Here is an 18776-nt window from a genome sequence, read left to right as displayed (position 1 = left end):
TCGGTGCCGCTCCGCACCTCTCCGCACCTCTCCGACCTCTCTGACCCCTCTCTGAAACTTCTCTGAACTCTTTCGACAGGACCGGGGGAAAATGACCATGATCTTTGGCAGGGGCACCTCACATTGGCGAGGGGGTGGTGCCGGCCGGCACCGCTTCGGTCGGCTGCTGGTGCAGTCGCTGGCCCTCGCGCTCGTCGCACCTCTGGGCGCGGCGCAGCTGGCCCAGGCCGCGGAGAGCTCCGGCCTGGGGCGGCCCGACGTGCCCAAGTCCCGGGTGAGCAAGGTCGAGACGGTCGACGGCCTCGGCGCGAAGGAAGCCCGGCAACGGGTCACGCGGGACAACAAGGCCAACAAGGCGCAGGCCGATCGGGCCCGTACGGAGCAGAAGGCGGTCTGGCCCGGGGAGGGCGAGGCCAGGCTCGCCCTCGCGGTCGGCAAGGCGGGGAAGGCCGAACCGGCCGGAGTCCCGGTCACGTTGGCGCCGTCGTCCGGGGACAAGTCCGCGGCGGCGGGCACGGCTCGTGTCACCGTGCTGGATCAGAAGGCCGCTCGTGCGGCAGGCGTCACGGGTGTGCTGCTGACCGCCGAGGCGGACACCGCGGGCAAGGCCGAAGTGAGCGTGGACTACAGCGGATTCTCCTCGGCCCTGGGAGGCGGCTGGTCGCAGCGGCTGCGGCTGGTGCAGCTTCCCGCGTGCGCCCTGACGACCCCGGAGAAGAGCGAGTGCCGCGCCCAGCGTCCGCTCGCGTCGGACAACGACACGGCTCACCGGTCGGTTTCGGCGCAGGTGAGCATCGCCGAGTCCACGGACGGTGCGTCGACCCAGCTCATGAAGGCCGCGGGCGGCGCGGCCCCGGCCGCCACGGTGCTGGCCGTCACCGCCACCGCGGCCGGGTCCGGGGAGTCGCCCAAGGGCACCGGAAACTACTCGGCCACCCCGCTGTCGGACTCCTCGTCCTGGGAGTCGGGCGGCAGTTCGGGCGCGTTCACCTGGTCGTACGACTTCACCCTGCCGCCCGCGGCGGCCGGCCCGCTGCCGCCGCTGTCGCTGTCGTACGACTCGGGCAGCGTCGACGGCCGCACGGCCACGTCCAACAACCAGGGCACGTCGGTCGGTGAGGGCTTCTCGCTCACCGAGTCCTACATCGAGCGCACCTACGGCTCGTGCGACGAGGACGGCCACGAGGACATCTCGGACCTCTGCTGGAAGTACGACAACGCGCGGCTGGTGCTGAACGGCAAGTCGACGCGGCTGGTCAAGGACGACGACGACGGTCAGTGGCGGCTCGAGGGCGACGACGCCTCGAAGGTGACCCGGTCCAGCGGCGCGGACAACGGCGACGACAACGGCGAGTACTGGACCGTCGTCACCGGCGACGGCACCAAGTACGTGTTCGGTCAGAACAAGCTGGACGGCGCGGACGCCCAGCGCACCAACTCCACCGCCACCGTGCCGGTGTTCGGCGACGACTCGGGTGAGCCGGGCTACTCCGCGGGCGACGCCTTCGGCGACCGCTCGCTCACGCAGGCCTGGCGGTGGAGTCTCGACTACGTCGAGGACCTGCGGGGCAACGCGGCCACCTACTGGTACACGAAGGAATCGAACTACTACAAGAAGAACAAGGCCGAAACCGCCAACGCCTCCTACGTTCGCGGCGGTTACCTGGACCGGATCGAGTACGGCCTGCGCAAGGGCGCCCTGTTCACCGACAAGGCGGACGCGAAGGTCACCTTCGGCTACGCCGAGCGCTGCACCGCCTCGGACTGCTCCTCCCTGACCAAGGACACCGCCGACAACTGGCCGGACGTGCCGTTCGACGCGATCTGCGCCAAGGACGACGACGAGTGCAAGGCGGTCGGCCCGGCCTTCTTCTCCCGCAAGCGGCTGACCGGGATCGACACCTTCTCCTACAACGCCACCGGTGCCGCGTACGACGCGGTGGACTCCTGGGACCTGGTCGAGCAGTACCTGGACGGCGGGGACATCGGGGACAGCTCCGACCAGGTACTGACCCTGAAGTCGCTCAAGCGGACCGCGAAGGCGGGTGCCACGAGCATCGCGCTGAACCCGGTCTCGTTCACCTACCAGATGCGTCCGAACCGCGTCGACGGCACGGACGACATCCTGCCCCTGACCCGGCCGCGGATCTCCACCGTCGTCTCGGAGACCGGTGCGATCACGACGGTGACGCTGTCCGCGGCGGAGTGCGTGCGCAGCCAGGTGCTGGGCGCGGCCCCGGACACCAACACCCGTTCCTGCTACCCGCAGTTCTGGCACATCAACGGTGGCGAGGACGCCTCGATCGACTGGTTCCAGAAGTACCGGGTGCTGGCCGTCGGCGTCTCCGACCCGACCGGCAACAACGAGGCGGTCGAGCACGCCTACTCCTACAGCGGCGCCGCCTGGCACTACGGCGACGACCCGTTCGCGCCGAAGGCCGAACGGACCTGGTCGGAGTGGCGCGGCTACGCCCAGGTGACCGCGTGGACCGGCGCGGCGGGCGTGACCCGCTCCCGCACCGTCTCCCTCTACCTCCAGGGCATGGACGGTGACGAGAAGAGCGACGGCACCGCCAAGTCCGTCTCCGTCGCCCCCTTGTCGACGCCCGCTCTCGGGGCCGCATCCATCACCGACAGCGAGCCGTACTCGGGGCAGTTGCGCGAGCAGGTCACGTACGACGGCTCCACCGCGATCTCGGCGACCGTGAACGACCCCTGGTCGCAGGAGACCGCCCGCCAGAGCGTGTCCGGCGCCGGCGACCACGTCGCCCGCTTCGTCCGCCCGCAGAAGGTGCACAGCTACACCTACCTGACGGCCTCGCAGACATGGCGCGAGCGCCTGACGAACACGACCTACGACGGCTACGGCATGCCCGTCACGGTCGACGACTCCGGGCAGGTCGGCAAGGCCTCGGACGAGACCTGCACCCGCACCTGGTACGCCCGCAACGCCGACGTCGGTCTCACCGGCCTGACCGCCCGCACCCGCACGGTCGCCCGCAGCTGCGCGACCGCGGACGCCTCGCTCGCCCTGCCCGCGACGATGAACCCGGCCGCCCCCGAGCGGGGCAGTGTGCTCTCCGACGTCGGCACCGTCTACGACACCGCGAACGCCACCACCTGGTCGGCGGCCCAGAAGCCCACCAAGGGCCTGGCGACCTGGACGGGCCGTCCCACCGGCTACACCGCGACCGCCGACACGGCCGGCGACCGGCTCCCGTCCGGCTGGCAGACGGCCACCACCACCACGTACGACACCCTGGGCCGCACCCTCAAGGTCACCGACGCGGTGGGGAACCCCACCAGCACCGCCTACACGCCCGTCGACGCGGGTCCGCTGACCAAGACCGTCACCACGGACGCCAAGACGTACAACACGGTCACCTTCCTCGACCCGCGTCGCGCGGTGCCGCTGCGCACCTACGACGTCGGTCTCAAGAAGACCGAGATGGCCTACGACGCCCTCGGCCGGCTCACCGACGTGTGGCTGCCGAACCGGACGAGCGGCAGCCAGACCCCCAACCAGAAGTACGCGTACCACACGGACAGCGCCAAGCCGTCCTGGGTGTCCACCTCGACGCTGAAGCAGGACGGCGACACCTACAAGACCACCTACACGATCTACGACGCGCTCCTGCGCCCCCTGCAGACCCAGTCGCCCACCCCTGAGGGCGGCCGGCTGCTGACGGACACGCGCTACGACACGCGGGGTCTGGCCTACGAGACGTACGCCGACATCTTCGACAACACCAGCACGCCCAACGGCACCTACACGCGGGCCGAGTACGGCGAGGCGCCCCAGCAGACGGGGACGGTGTTCGACGGGGCCGGCCGCGCGACGACCAGCACCCTGTACACCTACGGCATCGAGAAGTGGGCCACCAGCACCAGTTACACGGGCGACTCGGTCGCGACCACGGCCCTGGAGGGCGGCTCGGCACAGCGCACGATCACCGACGTCCGCGGCCAGGTGACGGAGACCCGCGAGTACGCGAGCACGAGCCCGGCCGACGCCGCCTACGGCGGCAGCGCCGGCGCCTCGTACACGTCCATGAAGACGGACTTCGCCCTCGACGGCAGGAAGATGACGCTCACCGGCCCCGACGGCGCCAAGTGGATGTACGTCTACGACCTGTTCGGCCGTGAGGGCATCAGTACCGACCCGGACAAGGGCGTGACGCTCACCGAGTTCGACGCCCTCGACCGTCCGGTCAGGACGACGGACGCGCGCGGCACGGCCGTCGTGACCGACTACGACGTGCTGGGCCGGACCACCGGCACCTGGAAGAACTCCAGGACGGACGCCAACCAGCTCACCGGTTTCGTCTACGACACCCTCGTCAAGGGGCAGCTCACCTCTTCCACCCGCTACGTGAACGGCAAGGCGGGCGCGGCCTACACACAGGCCGTCACCGCCTACGACAGCCTGAACCGTCCCACGGGTACCGAGCTGCAACTGCCCGACAGCGACCCGTTCGTGAAGGCGGGCGCATCCGCCACGCTGGCGTACGAGACGGGGTACAACGTCGACGGCAGCAAGAAGTTCAGCCGTGAGCCGGCCGTGGGCGGCCTGTCGTCCGAGATCGTCGAATACGGATACGACGACGTGGGCGACGTGACCTCGGTCGGCGGCGCGACCGGATACCTGCTGGACGTGGACTACTCGGCGCTGGCACAACCGCAGCAGTTGACCCTGGGCACCGGCGGCACCGGCAACAAGAGCGTCTACGTGGCGAACACCTATGAGGAGGGCACCGGCCGCCTGACCAACAGCCATGTCACCGACCAGACCCACGGCTACATGCTCCAGGACCTCACCTACACCTACGACCAGACCGGCAACGTCACCGCGATCAGCGACCCGACCCTCCTGGGCGGCTCCGGCTCCGCGGACACCCAGTGCTTCACCTACGACGGTCACCAGCGCCTGACCGAGGCCTGGACGCCCGCCTCGCAGAAGTGCAGCGACACCAAGAGCGCGTCGAGCCTGTCGGGCCCGGCCCCGTACTGGTCCACCTACTCCTACAACGCCGCGGGCCAGCGGACCGCTGAGACGGTCCACAAGAGCACCGGCGACACCAGGACGACGTACTGCTACCCCACGACCCTCACCGCCCAGCCGCACACCCTGACCGGCACCACGACCAAGACCGACTGCGCCGCCCCGGAGCGTTCCTACGACTACGACAAGTCCGGCAACACCTGGCACCGCCCCGGCGCGAGCGGAACCCAGACCCTGGAGTGGTCGCCCGACGGCAAGTTGAGCAAGCTCACCGAGGGTGGCGTGGCGACCGACTACCTCTACACCACGGACGGCACCCTGCTGATCCGCGGCACGCAGAACGGCGAGCGCGTCCTGTACACCGGCGCCACCGAACTCCACCTCCGCGCCAACGGCACCACCTGGTCGCAGCGTTACTACGGTGCCGAGGAACTGACGGTCGCCGTCCGCTCCAACCAGTCGGGCACCAACAAGCTCACCTACCTCACGGGTGACCAGCACCAGACCTCGACACTGGCGCTCAACCCGGACACCGGCCAGACCTTCACCAAGCGCTACACCACCCCCTTCGGCGCCGATCGCGGCACGACGCTGAACGGGCCCTGGCCGGACGACAAGGGCTTCCTCGGCAAGACCCGGGACACGACATCGGGCCTGACCCACATAGGCGCCCGTGAATACGACGCGTCCATCGGCCAGTTCATCAGCGTCGACCCGCTCCTGGAATCCGGCGAACTCCAGAGCCTCAACGGCTACACGTACGCGGTGCAGAACCCGCTGACCCACAGCGACCCCACCGGCCTGGGCCTCGCCTGCGGCGGCAACGGCGACGACACGCCCTGCCCGACCCGCCCGGACGGTACCCCCGGCAACGGCCGCCCCAACGAGGCCGTCGACTACTCCAAGCCGCAGACGCCCCACCCGTGCAACAGCAACTGCGGCACGGCGAGCGGCGACACGTGGACGCGACAGGACGAGTTGGGCCGTCGGGCCGCGGCCGCCTACCGGGAGCAGCTGGTGCTCAACCCGGAGGTCATCCTCAACCCGAACGCCACCCAGCTCACGGCCATGTGGTTCATGGGTGTCACACCGTCCGCCTACTACTTCGACAAGAACGACAAGATGACCCAGGCCGTCCAGGACCACATCTGGATGCAGGTCGTGCGCACGTTCCTCTCGCACCGCAAGAACACGAAGATAGGGCAGACCATCAAGGGGCTCGACTACAAGACCAAGTACGGCGCTGCCATGAACGATCTTCCCCTCAAGGGAATGATGGTGGGCGAGGTGTCCGACGCCCTCATGCAGCTCGCCGGTGACAACGACCCGGACACGGCGGCGGGCGCCACCCGCGCCGTGCTCGGCTCCTTCAACATGAAGGCGACCGTGACCGGATACAACAAGCTGAACCGGCGGGGGACGGTGCAGTTCGAGATCACACAGAAGATGACCGTCGAGTCACTGACCCGCGGGGTGTCGAAGGAAGGGTACGAGAGCGGAGCGAAGGACCCGATGGCGTCGGGCATCTCCAACACCGCCCGCGCGGTCTTCCCCGGCGGCCAGAAACCGTTGTCGATGACGTTCCGATGGACCGAGACCGTGCCGATGCCGGCGCCCGGCCGGTGAGCTGATCACTCCGGCGCGCTTCTCGCGGCCAGCCGCTCCTGGAGCCGCGCGTGCCGGAACTGGTAGACGGGGCCCGTCGCCCGCAGCAGATTGCGGCGACGGGCGTCCTCCAGGAAGTGCATCAACCGTACGGGGGTGCCCTCCTCGTGGTGGAGCTGTACGGCGGTGAGGGCGGTGGCGACGGCGAGGTTGCCGGCGAGGACCGAGGTGGCGCCGGTCCACAGCAAGGCGGTGAGGGCGAACATCACGCCCATCAGCGGGAATTGCGCCCAGCCGATCATGGGTCCGATGTACAGCCCGAGGGCCAAGCCGGTCACCAGCCCCAGGAAGAGGCGCAGCCCCATGTGGTGCCGCCACACGTCCCGCGGTCCCACCGACCGGGTGTCCACCACCGGGGGCCGCGCATAGCTCTCGCGCACCTTGTCGTAGCGCCCCGCGCCCACCGAGAGGAAGGGGGCGCGGGAGACGATCTCGTAGCCCCGGCCCGTGACCATCACCTCGCTGAAACCGAGCGGCAGAGTGACCAGGTACCAGAGCCAGAACGGCGGGGCGTGGTCCATCAGCAGGGGTACCAGCAGGCAGAGCATGGTGCCCACGAACATCCACTGCCACAAGCCCGCCCGAACCGTCTCCCGGGTGAAGATGTCGCGCCAGCCGGCGCTCGACAGCGGTTGCGGGACACTGAGTTCCGCGACCCGGCGGGCGATCCCGTAGCCGCCCGCGATCGCCGAGAGGACACCGGTCACGACGATCAGCGGCGTCGGCGTCAGGCTCCAGGCCAGGACCGCGCCGGGCGGCCCGCACACCACCGCGGAGACGATCCACACGGCGATCATGCGGGGCCGGTGGCCCGTCCAGCCCGGTATGTGCCACCACCGCAGGTCACGGGAGTTCTCCTGGCTGAGGTGCCCGGCGATGTAGCGCAGGGTCCGTTCGGCGGCCTCGGGGGAGTAGCGGGGACGGGGGTGTCCCGGGCGTCGGGTGTAGGCGGCGACGACCGCGTGATCGAGGAGGTGGTTCTCGATGGCCGCCGGCGTGGGGAAGCGGTTGGTGTCGAGCAGTTCGTCGACGGGATCGTCGTCGCCGTAGACGTCGCGGAGCAGGGCGATGGCCAAGGGCCCGGTGAGGGCGGCGGCCAGCGGCCCGGCGGCGGGTGAACCGGTCTCCGTGAGGAGCCGCCCGGTGAGCTCCCGCCAGGCGGGGGACGGAGTGGAGGGCAGCCGGTTCAGCAGATACCCGGCGGCGTCGGCGGGCCGGACCGGCTGGATCTCCACCGCGAGAGCACCGCCCAGCCGCGCCTTCTTCGCGGTGAGCACGGCCTCCTTGGCCCGCGAGACGAGCACGAGCCGGAACGGCGCCGTCTCCAGTGCGCTGACCATGGCCCCGCGCAGCTTGCCGGTGACCTCGTCGAGGCCGTCGAGGAAGAGGGAGATGCGTCCCTGTCCGAGCAGCTGCCGGGCGCGGGCCCGCCCGCCCCTCCCGTGGAAGAGCGTGTACTCGCGGGTGAGCCGGTCGGCGGCCCAGTCGACGGCGGTGTCCTCGCCGGGGTCCCACCCGTCGAGGGAGAGCAGCACGGGCACGGGCACGCGAGCCCGGTCGGCGGGTACGCGCTGCGCGGCCCGATGGGAGAGCGCGTCGAGGAGCAGCAGCACGGCGGCGGCGGTCTTGCCGGCGGCCGGAGCCCCGACGAGCAGCAGCCGCCCGGAGGCCAACCCGCCGTAGACGGCGTGGAGTTCGGACAGTCCGCCGCCCTCACGGAGCCGGCCCCGGGTGACCGGTCCGAGCCCCGGCAACGGCCCGAACCGCGCCCGACCCGCTCCCTCCCCCGTGGCCCCGACGACCCGACCCGCCACCTTGCGCTCACTCACCCGCCACCGCACGGGCAGCGGCGCGGGCTCGAGCAGCCGCCGCATCCCGGCCTCCTCCTGCCACTGCGCGCCGACGACACGGGCGAGCTCGTCGGCGGTGGTGTCGAGGGGGTCCACGGCGGTGGGGCCGGTGTGGGTGATGTGGTGATGGATGTTCTGGGTGTTGTGGTCACCGACCTGAAAGGCGGTGGGCCCGTGGAAGGCGTTGCCCGTGACGGAGTCTCCGTCACGGGGACCCTTGTAGCTGGAGTCTCTGTCACCGGAGTCTCTGTCACCGGAGTCTCCGCGACGGGAGTCTCTGCCACCGGAGTCTCCGCGACGGGAGTCTCTGCCACCGGAGTCTCCGCGACCGGACTCTGCGTCGTCGGGGGCCGACTCGACGCTGCCGGTGTCGGGATCGGTCATCTGCCGGACCCGAAGTGGTTCTCCTGCCGGTTGTGATCGCCGGTCTGGACGGCGGTGGGCCCGTGGAAGGTGTTGCCGCTGACAGCGCCGCCCTGTGGCCCGTCATCTGCGCCGAACTCCTTTGTCAGCTGGACGAGTTGCTCGACGAGACGATCCCGCTCCTCCTGCGCGAGGGCCTCCAGCAGCGAGGCGAACTCCCCTTGCCACAACACCGCGTGCACGGCGCGTACCCGTTCCCGGTCGCCCTCGTCGGCGGCGCCGAGCACGGCCGCGGTCCGATCGAGCCGGTCCAGCGCCTCACGCTCGGCGTCGGCGTCCCCCCGTCCGACGAGCCGGGCGCACCGTACCCGGAACCAGGCCCAGCCGTCCGCCCCGGCCGACTGCACGACGGCCATCCCCCCGCCGGCCGCAGCCGCGGTCAACGCCTCGCTCAGCATGTTCCGTCCCCTCCCCGTGGGCGCCCCGGCCCGCTGAGTGCGCGCACGGGACAAAACGCATGGTACAGAGGGCAGTTGGGGGTGACGGAGCGTTCTGATCACGGGGACGGGAGAATCACGGGATGGTCGGGAAGAAGGTGTTCGGGAAGAAGGTTTTCGGCAAGGCGGCGGTCGAGAACACGAGGGCGTGGCTCATGGGGCGAACGCCGGTCTACTGGCTGACGCTCTCGGCGCTGTCGTGCGTGGGGCTGTTCCTCACGTGGTTCTGGGGAGCGTGGTCCGGCGGCCTGGACGTGGCGGAGACCTGCGCGCTCCTGAAGGGCCAGAAGTACGACGACGCCTACCGCGCGGAGCACTGGCGCGAGCCGTCGCAGTTCTTCCCGCTGCACAACAAGTGCAACGCCTCGTACGACCTCGTGCCGGTCTGGGTCAACCCGATGCTGGTCCTGCTGGCGCTCGTGGCCGCAGGCAGCCTGATCGCGGCGGTCTGGGCGACGGCCGTCCGGCTGCGGCGGCTCTGGCAGCGGTGGCGGCCGACCTCGACGCTCTGAGCCGACGGCGGCCGTAACCGCGCCGGCTCACCCTCACCTGGCGGTCACGTCGGCGGACGGGCGTGCGGGTGCGGAGGGCCGCCGGTGTCCCACGAGGCTGCGCAGCCGGCGTTCGGCGGGGCGTTCGACGCAGGTGTAGGCCAGTGCCGCGAGGGCGAGGCTGACGACCAGAACCCCCGCCCAGAACGCGACCGTCTCGCCGCCGGGCGCGGGCTTGCCGCACTCGAAGACGGCCACCCGGATCACGATCTCGTGCAGGAGATACCAGGCGAACGACCAGTGGCCCAGCCGGATCATCCAGACCCCGCCCAGCCCGGTCCGCCGCCCGTCGAGGTCGGCACGGGCGGCGGACCAGATCAGAGCCGCGAAGAGGGGCGCGGAAAGCAACTGGGAGGCGGAGTAGGGGCTGTACCAGACGGCGTCCGGCACCGCGTTCGACCACGGAATCAGCACCAGATGCCAGACGACGACAAGCCCGACGGCCACCGGCAGCGACACGGGCGACCGCCGGCCGCGCTTGAGCGCGAGCCCGGTCGCCACGCCGAGCACGAACTGCAGGGAGCGGGTCAGCGGCAGATAGTCGAGCGCCCAGGTGCGGGTGGTGGCCGACGCCCCGGACAGCGCGGGCCACAACAGCAGCGCGCCGAGGCTGACCGCGACGGCGGTCCACCCCCACACCCTGGCTCGTCGCTTGGCAAGCAAGGCCAGCAACACAGGAAAGGTCAGATAGAACCAGGCCTCGTCACTCAGCGACCAGGCGGCGGGATTCCCCCCGGTGAAGATGACGGGCTGCGGGAACCACGCGTGCACGAGCAACAAGGTCGCGCCCACCGCCTTGACCGACACGGCCCGGTCCATGACCGCCCACCACACCCCGACGGACGCCGCGACACTGACGGCGAGCAAGGGCCAGATCCGCGCGAACCGCCGCCACAGGAACACCCGCGCGGACACCCCGGCGCCGTCGTAGGTCCAGGCGAGCACGACCCCCGACAACACGAAGAAGAACGTGACCCCGCTACGCCCGTACCAGACGACGTCACTGACCCCCGGCACGATCCCGACCTGCCGCGACAGGTGATACAGCACGACAAGCGACGCGGCCCAGAACCGCAGCCCGGTGAGGGAGGGCAGGCGGTCGCGGGCGGGGGCCGGGGTGGGGGGCAAGGCAGATCCTTCATGGTCAGGGAAATCCCGGGACAGCGTACGGGGCACGCGGTGGTACCGCATGCCCCGTTCAGGCAAGCGCCAGGATCAGTTGTAGGGGATGACGAGTTTCATGGGCTCGTAGGGATAAGTGCTGGTGGGAGCGGTCCAGCCGGCGAGGCCGCCCTTGAAGGTGGAGTCTGCGGCAGACCAGTTCCAGGTCCAGGTCTGGATGCTGGTGTCCTGCTTCCGAAGGGCCGCCAGGTCGTCGTATCCATCACCGTTGAAGTCGCCTGTGGCGAGCTGGGTGGCCTTGATGTCCCAGCTCTTCTTGCCGTCGAGGGTCACCTTGGCGGAGCCGAACTGGTCCTTTTCCGAAACGGCGAGCATGGTGGAGACCCTGTCGCTTCCGTCGTCGTAGTCGTACCAGATCATGATGTCGTCGCGCCCGTCGCCACTGAAGTCACCGGCATGCGGGGTGGCCTGGTCCCAGTCGAGGGAGCCGGTGTACCACCAGGACGTCGGAGTGGCGAAGCCGCCCGTGACATCGGCGAGGAACGTGTGGGTGCGGATGGTGTCGTCGTCCTCGCCGTAGAAGACAGCGATGTCGTCGCGGCCGTCACCATTGAAGTCACCGGTGGTGAACTTGCAACGGCTGCGCAGCCAGGTGCCCGAGGGAGCCGAGAATGACTCGAAGGGGGTGTTGAAGCCACCCCGGACGTTGGCGGTGAGGGTGAACAGCTTGGTGGTGCCGTCGGGGTAGGCGTACCAGATGGCTACGTCGTCACGCCCGTCACCGTTGAAGTCGCCGGCCTCCGGGGTCATGTAGGTGGCGTGGATGACGTTCTTCGCGACGGTCCAGGAGGTGAGCGGCGCGGCGAAGCCTCCGTTGCTCTGTCCCAGGAAGGTCAGCATTTCCAGGCTGGTGTCCGGCTTGGGGTGGAGCGCCGCGATGTCACCGCGACCGTCGCCGTTGAAGTCGCCGGTCACGAACTTCATGTACTTCGCCTCGTACACGCCGATCGCGGCAGCGTACGACTTCAGCGGCTCCTTGAAGGTGCCGTCGGAGTTGGTCAGGAGGCTGTAGGTGGCGTCCGTTCCGGCATCGAAATCGTTCCACCAGGCCAGGTCGCTGCGCCCGTCGCTGTCGTAGTCGTGCCGAATGCCGGAGCCGTTGGACCACAGAGCCTGGCTCTTGGCGTTGTAGACGACCAGGTTGCCCTTGTCCTGGAGGAGCACGTAGCCCTCGACGGTCAGATTGGGGGTAGTTTTATTGATCAATCCGGTGGTCCACAGCTTGGACTGACCGTCGGCGCTGTAGACGGTGAGGTTGCCGTCGGCCTCCACACGGGCGGTTGCGTCCGGATTGCCAGAGGTCTTGGAGTGCCAGACGACGACGCCGGCCTTGGAGGTAACCGTGAGGTTGCCGTCGCCCTTCATGGTCAGCGTGGCGGAGTTGGACGTGATGGACTGACCGGAAGTGAGCTGGGTGCCGGGCGCGATGCGGATGCCGCCGGTGATGCCGTCGATGGTGAAGGCGGTTCCGAAACCCGTGAGTTGACCGCTGGTGGCTTTGCCGGGCCAACCGGTCATCGTGTTGTCGGCCTTGCGGGTCCAGAGGTCGAGGACGCCGTCTCCGGTGAGGTCGCCAGATGTTCCGAGGGCGGGATAGTCGGCCTTTTTGAAGCCTGTAGCAATTTGGGTGAGGGCGGCTCCCCAAGTGGCGAGGTTTAGCTTGCCGGTGTTCGCGTCCTTCGTGCCGTAGGAGCGGTAGACGACGCCCGTGGCGTCGTTGCGAAGGATCAGGTCGGGGATGGCGTCGCCGTTGAGGTCGCCGGGGCTGACCACGGTGAACTTGGTCCAGTCGGTGCCGCCGGCCAGAGGAGGGTGGAGTTCTACCCGGTCGAGACGTGCCGTGCGGTTGCCGTAGTACACCCAGAGGTTCGCGCCCTGCCTGACCAGGATGTCGGGGAAGTCGTCACCATTGACATCGCCGCCTGCGATGACCTGCTCGGCGTTGTACCAGTGGTCGTCGCTGCTCGAACTCACTCGCAGGGTCTGAGGCCGGTCCCGGTCGATGGTTCCTTGGCCGTTGTTGGAGTAGATGTGCAGACTGTTCCGCTGGTCGTTTTCCTCATACTCGAGGGAAATGAGGTCGTTGTAGCCTTCCCGACCCCAGTCGCCGGAGAGGCCGGTCTGCCGGCCGGGGAAGGTGCCGCCCGCGTTGGTGGCGGCCGAGAAATTGGTGCCGCGGCGGGCTGCGGGGCATTGGCCGGGGCTGCAAGTTCAGCCGTGGGGAATGCGATGTCGGACGATGCCGATCACGGCATTGCAGGCCAGCTGGGAGATATGGCTGAGGGTGCCATATGGGGTTCTGCGTACGGCGTTAGCGGATACGGCGTTGGGAAAGTCGCGTCAAAGGTTCTAGGTAAATGTCACAGCTTCCTGCCGGGAACCGGTGTTCTCCTTGGGGATGGCACGAAGAAGGCCATCGAAGACGTCGTAGTCGGTGACGTCGTCGTCACGACGAACCCCGAGACAGGCGAAACCGTTGAGAAGCGGGTCGTCGAGACAATCACAACGGAAGACGACAAGGACTTCACCGAGGTCTCTATATCCGTGGACGGTGAGTACTCCAGCATCGTGGCCACGGACACTCACCCGTTCTGGGTCCCCGACCTCAAGAAGTGGGTCAAGGCCGGTGATCTCCGAGTAGGCCAGACACTCCGCACGAGTGCCGGCACCCACGTCCAGATCACCGCAGTCAGTCACTACACCAAGCACCAGCGCACCCATGACCTCACAATTGAGGATATCCATGCGTACTATGTACTCGCGGGGGCCACGCCAGTATTGAAGCACCTCAAGCCTCATCGGCAGATTCTGATCCGGTGGATACCGAATGATTTTGTGTGGCTGGGAACTTCCGAGGAAATCCTTTGGAAATAGCGCAGAGGCCCCACCGGAATGACGTTCCGGTGGGGCTCCTGAGGTGCCTGACGGCAGTAGTTGACGGCAACGTCAGCGGACGGCGGCTCCGCCAGGAAGACTGCGCCGCACGCCGCGCAGCGCCATGTCGGGCCACCGCAGCCGGAAGCCGCGATCGTCTCTGCCAGGCGGGTCGTGCGCGAGGGCACGGCTGAGAAGCCCAGGCCACTGCCACCGGTCAGGTGGAAGCCGGGCGGATGCCGTGACGGATCGAAATGGCGTGGCTGAGGCCGGCGCGGGTTGCTGGAGACACACGTGGCGGGAGATCTCTCGGCGCACCCGCCGTCGTGGCTGACTTTCTGTGGCTGAGCTTGAAACGGGGCGAAGATCAGGCGACCAGCGACGGTGGTGCGATTGTCCGTGCTCGCTCATACAGGTCGCGGGCCGCCGCGTTCTTCAGGTGAGGGCGCAAGAGGCCGAACATCGACTTCACGCGGTCGTCGGCGCGGCCGGACTGCACCTTGGGGTAGTCGTCGAGAGCCTGGTGCCAGGTGGTGCAGGCTGCTTCCAGGTGGCCGAGTTCCAACTGCCGCTCAGCCAACAGACCACGACGGTGTACTCGCGTGCGTTGATAAACGCTGGGGCGGAGCCGGTCGGCTTGTTGCATGGCTTCGACGGCTCCGGACCTGTCGCCGAGTTCGTAACGTACCTGGCTGACGTGATAGTTGAGCGAAGAGGGGTCGTACGAGCCGAACGCCTTGCCGCGCGACTCAGCACGGTCCATGGCCGCCTCGGCCTCCCGGATGTAGCGCAGCGCGCCAGTACGGTCGCCGGTCTGCGCGGCGGCATGAGCCTGCTGACCGGAGAGGAAGGCCAGCATGCGGGGGCCGGCCTTCGGGGAGGCGGCGGCAGCGGCATCGGCCAACTCCATGGCCTTCGCCCCGTGGCGGAGGTCGACCGCCTGGACGCTCATCCCCCGCAGGGTGGTGCAGTACGTCAGGTGATCCTCAGCCGCGCCCGCCAGTTCCAAAGCCTTGACGTAGTAGCGCTGCGCGAGACCGTGCAGCCCTTCGTCCACGGCCATGTAGCCGGTCAGGTAGAGCAGATCCGAGGCGGCGGACAGCATCGCCTTGCGCACGTCCTCGGGCGCGTCGGCACGCAGGTAGGAGGCCACGGTGTTGACCATGAACGAGGCAGCCATGGGGCGTGCGTGACGGCCGCCGAACTCGTCGTCCAGTTCTGAGACACGCTCGGTCATGGCGATGACCATGTTCACTTCGTTCATACCGATGCGTGTGGCGCGGCCGGACTGGACGGCATCGGCACGCCCGACCACATCAGGCCAGCCGGGAACGGTGACGGCCACGGAGAACAGGCCGACCCCCAGGACACTGCGGCGGGACGGGTCCATATCCAGCCTCCCCAGATCGATCACCCCTTCCACGGTATCCGCAGCCGCGGAGGAGCGATCGCGGGGAACGGGCAGTCCGGCTTCGCCATGGGTGACCGGTCGACTGAGGCGGCGGGCGAGGGCTTCGAGGATGCATGCACGCACCGCACCACGGGGGACCGTGCCGCTCAGCCAGTGGCTCACCGCCGACTCGTCGTAGCGCAGGGGAGTGCCGGTCTCGGTGCCGACGCGGTTCACCGCCCGCGCGAACTGGCGGTGGGTCCAGCGGCTTTCGGCGAGTAGACGCCCGAGCGCCACGTTCGGTTCACGCTTGGCCATGCCCTCAACTCCCCGCGCCTTTGCCAACTTTCAAGGCTTTCAAGTCCTGCTGCTGCGCAAACGGTACCGCTGTGCGTGGTCACACGGTTGCGTAGAGACAGCAGGGAAACGGCGAGACCACGCCGCAGCCGTCGTCTGAGGGACTGATGGATGAGAAGCGAAGCACGGGCCCGCCTGGCCCGAATGACCGAGGAGCTGGGCAAGGACGGGGTGTTGAGGATCGACACCTACGAGGGCGTGGATCTGCCGCCAGGTTCGACTCGGTTCCCGCCATGCCGCTGCCCGCAGCACCGCCGCACCACGCCTGAGGATGGGGAGAAGTTGAGCGCCGCAGTACGCGAGGTCAACGAGCGCAGCCGTGGAGAGCGACTGTGAAGGGGCTGGCCGCAGTCGTCGGCCGCTACGCCGGACCGCTCCTGATCCTCACCATCTCGGGATCGGTCGGCTTCGTCCCGGGCATGGCCGCCGCATCCACACCCACCTGACTCCTCCCCGTCACGCGTCCCAGGCTCCCCGCCTGTGACGAGGGAGGGCCCACCGCTCGAAGCGGCGGGCACCCCGTCCGGCTGTCTTCTTCGCAAGGGTCCGGCAGCCGGACGGGTCCAACTCCGCAGCATCAGCCGCGGAGTCCACTGAAAACCGTAAGGGAGAAAGCGATGAACGTGGACGAACTGTTCACCGGCGACCTGATCACTGGCGTCCCGACCGTCGAGGCCGTGCTGTTCGACAAGATGCCGGGCGGCGGCGACAACAACGGCGACCACTGCAGCAAGTGATCCAGGGCTGACACCAGGCGGGGCGGGGCCGTGCGCGGCCCCGCCCCGCCGCACGACATCGGAAAGTGACGACATGCTGTCGATGCGTTTGCGCCTGACTGATCTCCAGGATCCCAAATGGAGGTTGCAGGGTGGCCGTTGGATCAACGGCGAGAGTCGGATCGAACCCGCGAACGTGTCCACGCTGGTCATGGAGGTCAACGACGACCAGGCGCCGCGCGTACGGGTCCGCGTGAAGGAGTGCAAGCGGGACGAGGCCGACTTCGTCGAACTCACTATGGAGCCCGGACAAGCCCGCCTGGCGGCAGGCGTCTTCGGCACAGCTCCGCTCTATCTGACAGAGAAGGCCGGCGAGCTGCACGCGTCATGGGACCTTACGATGCTGCGACTGCATCTACGGGCTGACCGCCTGGTGTCGCGCGTCGTCGCCCGAACGCTGACGAGGCAGCACCGCTACACGTCCGAGACGCTGTTCGAAGGCGTCTACCGCCTCACCGAGCGTGCATCGGCCACGTTCACCACCTCGGGACTCAGCATCCACTATCCGAAGCCTGCCGAACACGTCCTTGAGCCGCGTACGCTGCGGCCCGGTATTGATCCACTCGCGGCTCTGGACGAGTTGCTGACCGACGTGATCCGCCAGGCGCCGACAGCAACTGGATGCGTGGGCATCGAGCTGTCCGGCGGCGCGGACTCCGGGAATGTCGCCCTGGCCGTGAAGGCCGCTCGCTTCCCTGAGGTGCACAGCTTCGGCCTGCTGGTGGGAGGAGGCACCGGCAGGCAACAGAGCGAGCGACGTCGGGCCTTTGCGGAGCACTGCGACTTCCGGGACACAGCCACCTCCGCCATGCAGCACCCGCCCTTCTGCCCCGGAGGCGTACGAGCCCTGCACAAGCCGCACGATCCGGCGGGAGCCTTCTACCAGGAGGCGTTCGACGTCGTACGCGAGCAGGCAGCCGCCCGGCGGTGCGCGGTCATGTTCACGGGCAGCGGTGGGGACGAGATCAACGCCCACCACTCCAGGATGCAAGCCGAACTGCCGACGCCGGAACCCGTGCCGTGGCTCGGCAGCAAGGCTGTCCGAGCGCTCGCCGAGGTGAACGAGCACCTGGCCCCTATTCCGGTGCTGCCCGTGCCGACGCTGATGGCGTTCGGGATGCACAACCCCGGATTCCTCCGGGCGGGAGTCTGGCCGGTGAGCCCGCTCGTGCACCCGCGGATCGTGCGGTTCATGGAGCAGCTACCGCACGAGCACAAGCGCGGCAAGGCGCTGTTCCGCGAGCGGATCCGCCGGGCCGGGCTGCCCGAGTGGGTGGCCGCGCCGGCCGAACCGGAAAACTTCCTGGCCGTCCTGGAGAAGGGGCTGCGGTCCTACGGTTTGCCCGTACTGGACGACATGCTGAAGGAGTCCATCCTGGTGGACCTCGGCTACGTTGACGGCAAGGCTCTCGCCAAGGCGGGGAGGAACGCCGACTCCGCGCCGGTCGTGCCCGATCTGCTGTGCGATGTGCTCGCCCTGGAGGTCGGACTGCGAAGCCTCATGTGACCAGCCCCAACACGGAAGCCGAGCACGTGGAAGCCACCAACCTCCTGTACCGCGATCCGGCACTCTACGACGTGGTCCAGTCCGACAGCACGAGCGCCGAGATGTGCCAGACCCTGATCGAGTCGCACAGGCCGGACGCCCGGACCCTGGTCGACTTCGGATGCGGTACTGGGCGGGACCTGGAGATCCTGGCCAAGCGCTTCGAGTGCATCGGCGTGGACCTCCAGCCGGGCATGGTCGACTACGCCCATCAGACCCGGCCGGAGCTGGACATCCGCACCGGCGACATGCGCACCGTGCGACTCGGCCAGCGCGTGGACGTGGTGACCTGCATGGGCAACAGCCTCGCCTACGTTCACGACAACGAGGCGATCAGCCAGGTCTTCGCCACCTTCGCGGCACATGCCCAGCCAGGAGCGCTGCTCGTGCTGTGTTCCCCCGTCGCCCCGATCACCCCGACCGAGCCGACCACTGCCACGGTGGACACCCCGAGAGGCCCCGCCACCGTCACCATCCGCCACTCGTGGGACCTGCGGACCCAGATCAACACCATGCATCGGCACTGGGTGCTCCCCTCGGGCGACGAGGCGCGAGACGAGATCCGCAGACGCGTCCTGTTCCCCCGCGAACTGGAACGCTACGCGGAGGGTGCCGGCTTCGATGTCCTGGACATGAGGGACGGCGCAGATGGAGGGCTCACCGGCCCAACCGCGTACACGGTGGCCCGACAAACTCCGCGGTGACCGGCGAGGCGAGAAATGG

At 68.7% G+C, this 18776-nt stretch carries 11 protein-coding genes; 6 read left to right on the top strand and 5 right to left on the bottom strand.

Features of this window, described 5'->3' with window-relative positions:
- Window positions 1-97 precede the first annotated feature (97 nt).
- The gene (locus QQM72_RS38985) at window positions 98-6628 is read left to right on the top strand and encodes an RHS repeat domain-containing protein (protein ID WP_314225560.1); all 6531 of its coding nucleotides are present in this window, start codon (window positions 98-100) and stop codon (window positions 6626-6628) included.
- A gap of 5 nt (window positions 6629-6633) precedes the next feature.
- Here QQM72_RS38985 and QQM72_RS38980 read toward each other — a convergent pair whose 3' ends face one another.
- Entirely contained in the window at window positions 6634-8901 is a 2268-nt protein-coding gene (locus tag QQM72_RS38980) for a hypothetical protein (RefSeq protein ID WP_314225556.1), read from the bottom strand.
- Window positions 8898-9338: a hypothetical protein gene (locus tag QQM72_RS38975; protein WP_314225555.1), complete on the bottom strand. Its 441-nt coding sequence runs from the start codon at window positions 9336-9338 to the stop codon at window positions 8898-8900. The genes QQM72_RS38980 and QQM72_RS38975 overlap by 4 nt, the downstream gene beginning before the upstream one ends.
- A gap of 122 nt (window positions 9339-9460) precedes the next feature.
- Here QQM72_RS38975 and QQM72_RS38970 point away from each other — a divergent pair, with 122 nt between their 5' ends.
- A complete protein-coding gene (locus tag QQM72_RS38970) occupies window positions 9461-9889 on the top strand; it encodes a hypothetical protein (protein ID WP_314225554.1) in 429 nt (142 codons plus the stop codon).
- A gap of 33 nt (window positions 9890-9922) precedes the next feature.
- Here the strand turns inward: QQM72_RS38970 and QQM72_RS38965 are convergent, their stop codons facing one another.
- A complete protein-coding gene (locus QQM72_RS38965) occupies window positions 9923-11056 on the bottom strand; it encodes an acyltransferase family protein (RefSeq protein ID WP_314225553.1) in 1134 nt (377 codons plus the stop codon).
- Window positions 11057-11143: 87 nt separating this feature from the next.
- Complete coding sequence (locus QQM72_RS38960; protein ID WP_314225552.1) at window positions 11144-13084, bottom strand: FG-GAP-like repeat-containing protein; 1941 nt, start codon at window positions 13082-13084, stop codon at window positions 11144-11146.
- Window positions 13085-13141: 57 nt separating this feature from the next.
- Here QQM72_RS38960 and QQM72_RS38955 point away from each other — a divergent pair, with 57 nt between their 5' ends.
- Window positions 13142-13984: a polymorphic toxin-type HINT domain-containing protein gene (locus QQM72_RS38955; RefSeq protein ID WP_314225551.1), complete on the top strand. Its 843-nt coding sequence runs from the start codon at window positions 13142-13144 to the stop codon at window positions 13982-13984.
- Between the two features lie 367 nt (window positions 13985-14351).
- On the opposite strand, the gene QQM72_RS38950 is transcribed toward QQM72_RS38955, so the two are convergent.
- Window positions 14352-15692 carry a tetratricopeptide repeat protein gene (locus QQM72_RS38950; RefSeq protein WP_314225550.1) on the bottom strand — a complete coding sequence of 447 codons (1341 nt, stop codon included), beginning with the start codon at window positions 15690-15692 and terminating at the stop codon, window positions 14352-14354.
- Window positions 15693-15842: 150 nt separating this feature from the next.
- On the opposite strand from QQM72_RS38950, the gene QQM72_RS38945 reads away from it, so the two are divergent.
- The 3 genes from QQM72_RS38945 (at window position 15843) to QQM72_RS38935 (ending at window position 18757) form a co-directional block, all read left to right on the top strand.
- Window positions 15843-16067, top strand: coding sequence for a hypothetical protein (locus QQM72_RS38945; RefSeq protein ID WP_314225549.1), 225 nt, complete (start codon window positions 15843-15845; stop codon window positions 16065-16067).
- 576 nt (window positions 16068-16643) lie between these two features.
- Window positions 16644-18014 carry an asparagine synthase-related protein gene (locus QQM72_RS38940; protein WP_314225548.1) on the top strand — a complete coding sequence of 457 codons (1371 nt, stop codon included), beginning with the start codon at window positions 16644-16646 and terminating at the stop codon, window positions 18012-18014.
- Window positions 18011-18757 (top strand): class I SAM-dependent methyltransferase, encoded by a 747-nt coding sequence (locus tag QQM72_RS38935; RefSeq protein WP_314225547.1) that lies wholly within the window; start codon window positions 18011-18013, stop codon window positions 18755-18757. Before QQM72_RS38940 ends, QQM72_RS38935 begins: the two co-directional genes overlap by 4 nt.
- Window positions 18758-18776: the final 19 nt, after the last annotated feature.

The organism is Streptomyces zaehneri (assembly GCF_032248645.1).
In the GTDB taxonomy this organism is placed as follows: Bacteria; Actinomycetota; Actinomycetes; order Streptomycetales; family Streptomycetaceae; genus Streptomyces; species Streptomyces coriariae.
The sequence above is the reverse complement of the archived record's forward strand: the minus strand, read 5'-3'. Positions and strand labels throughout refer to the sequence as shown.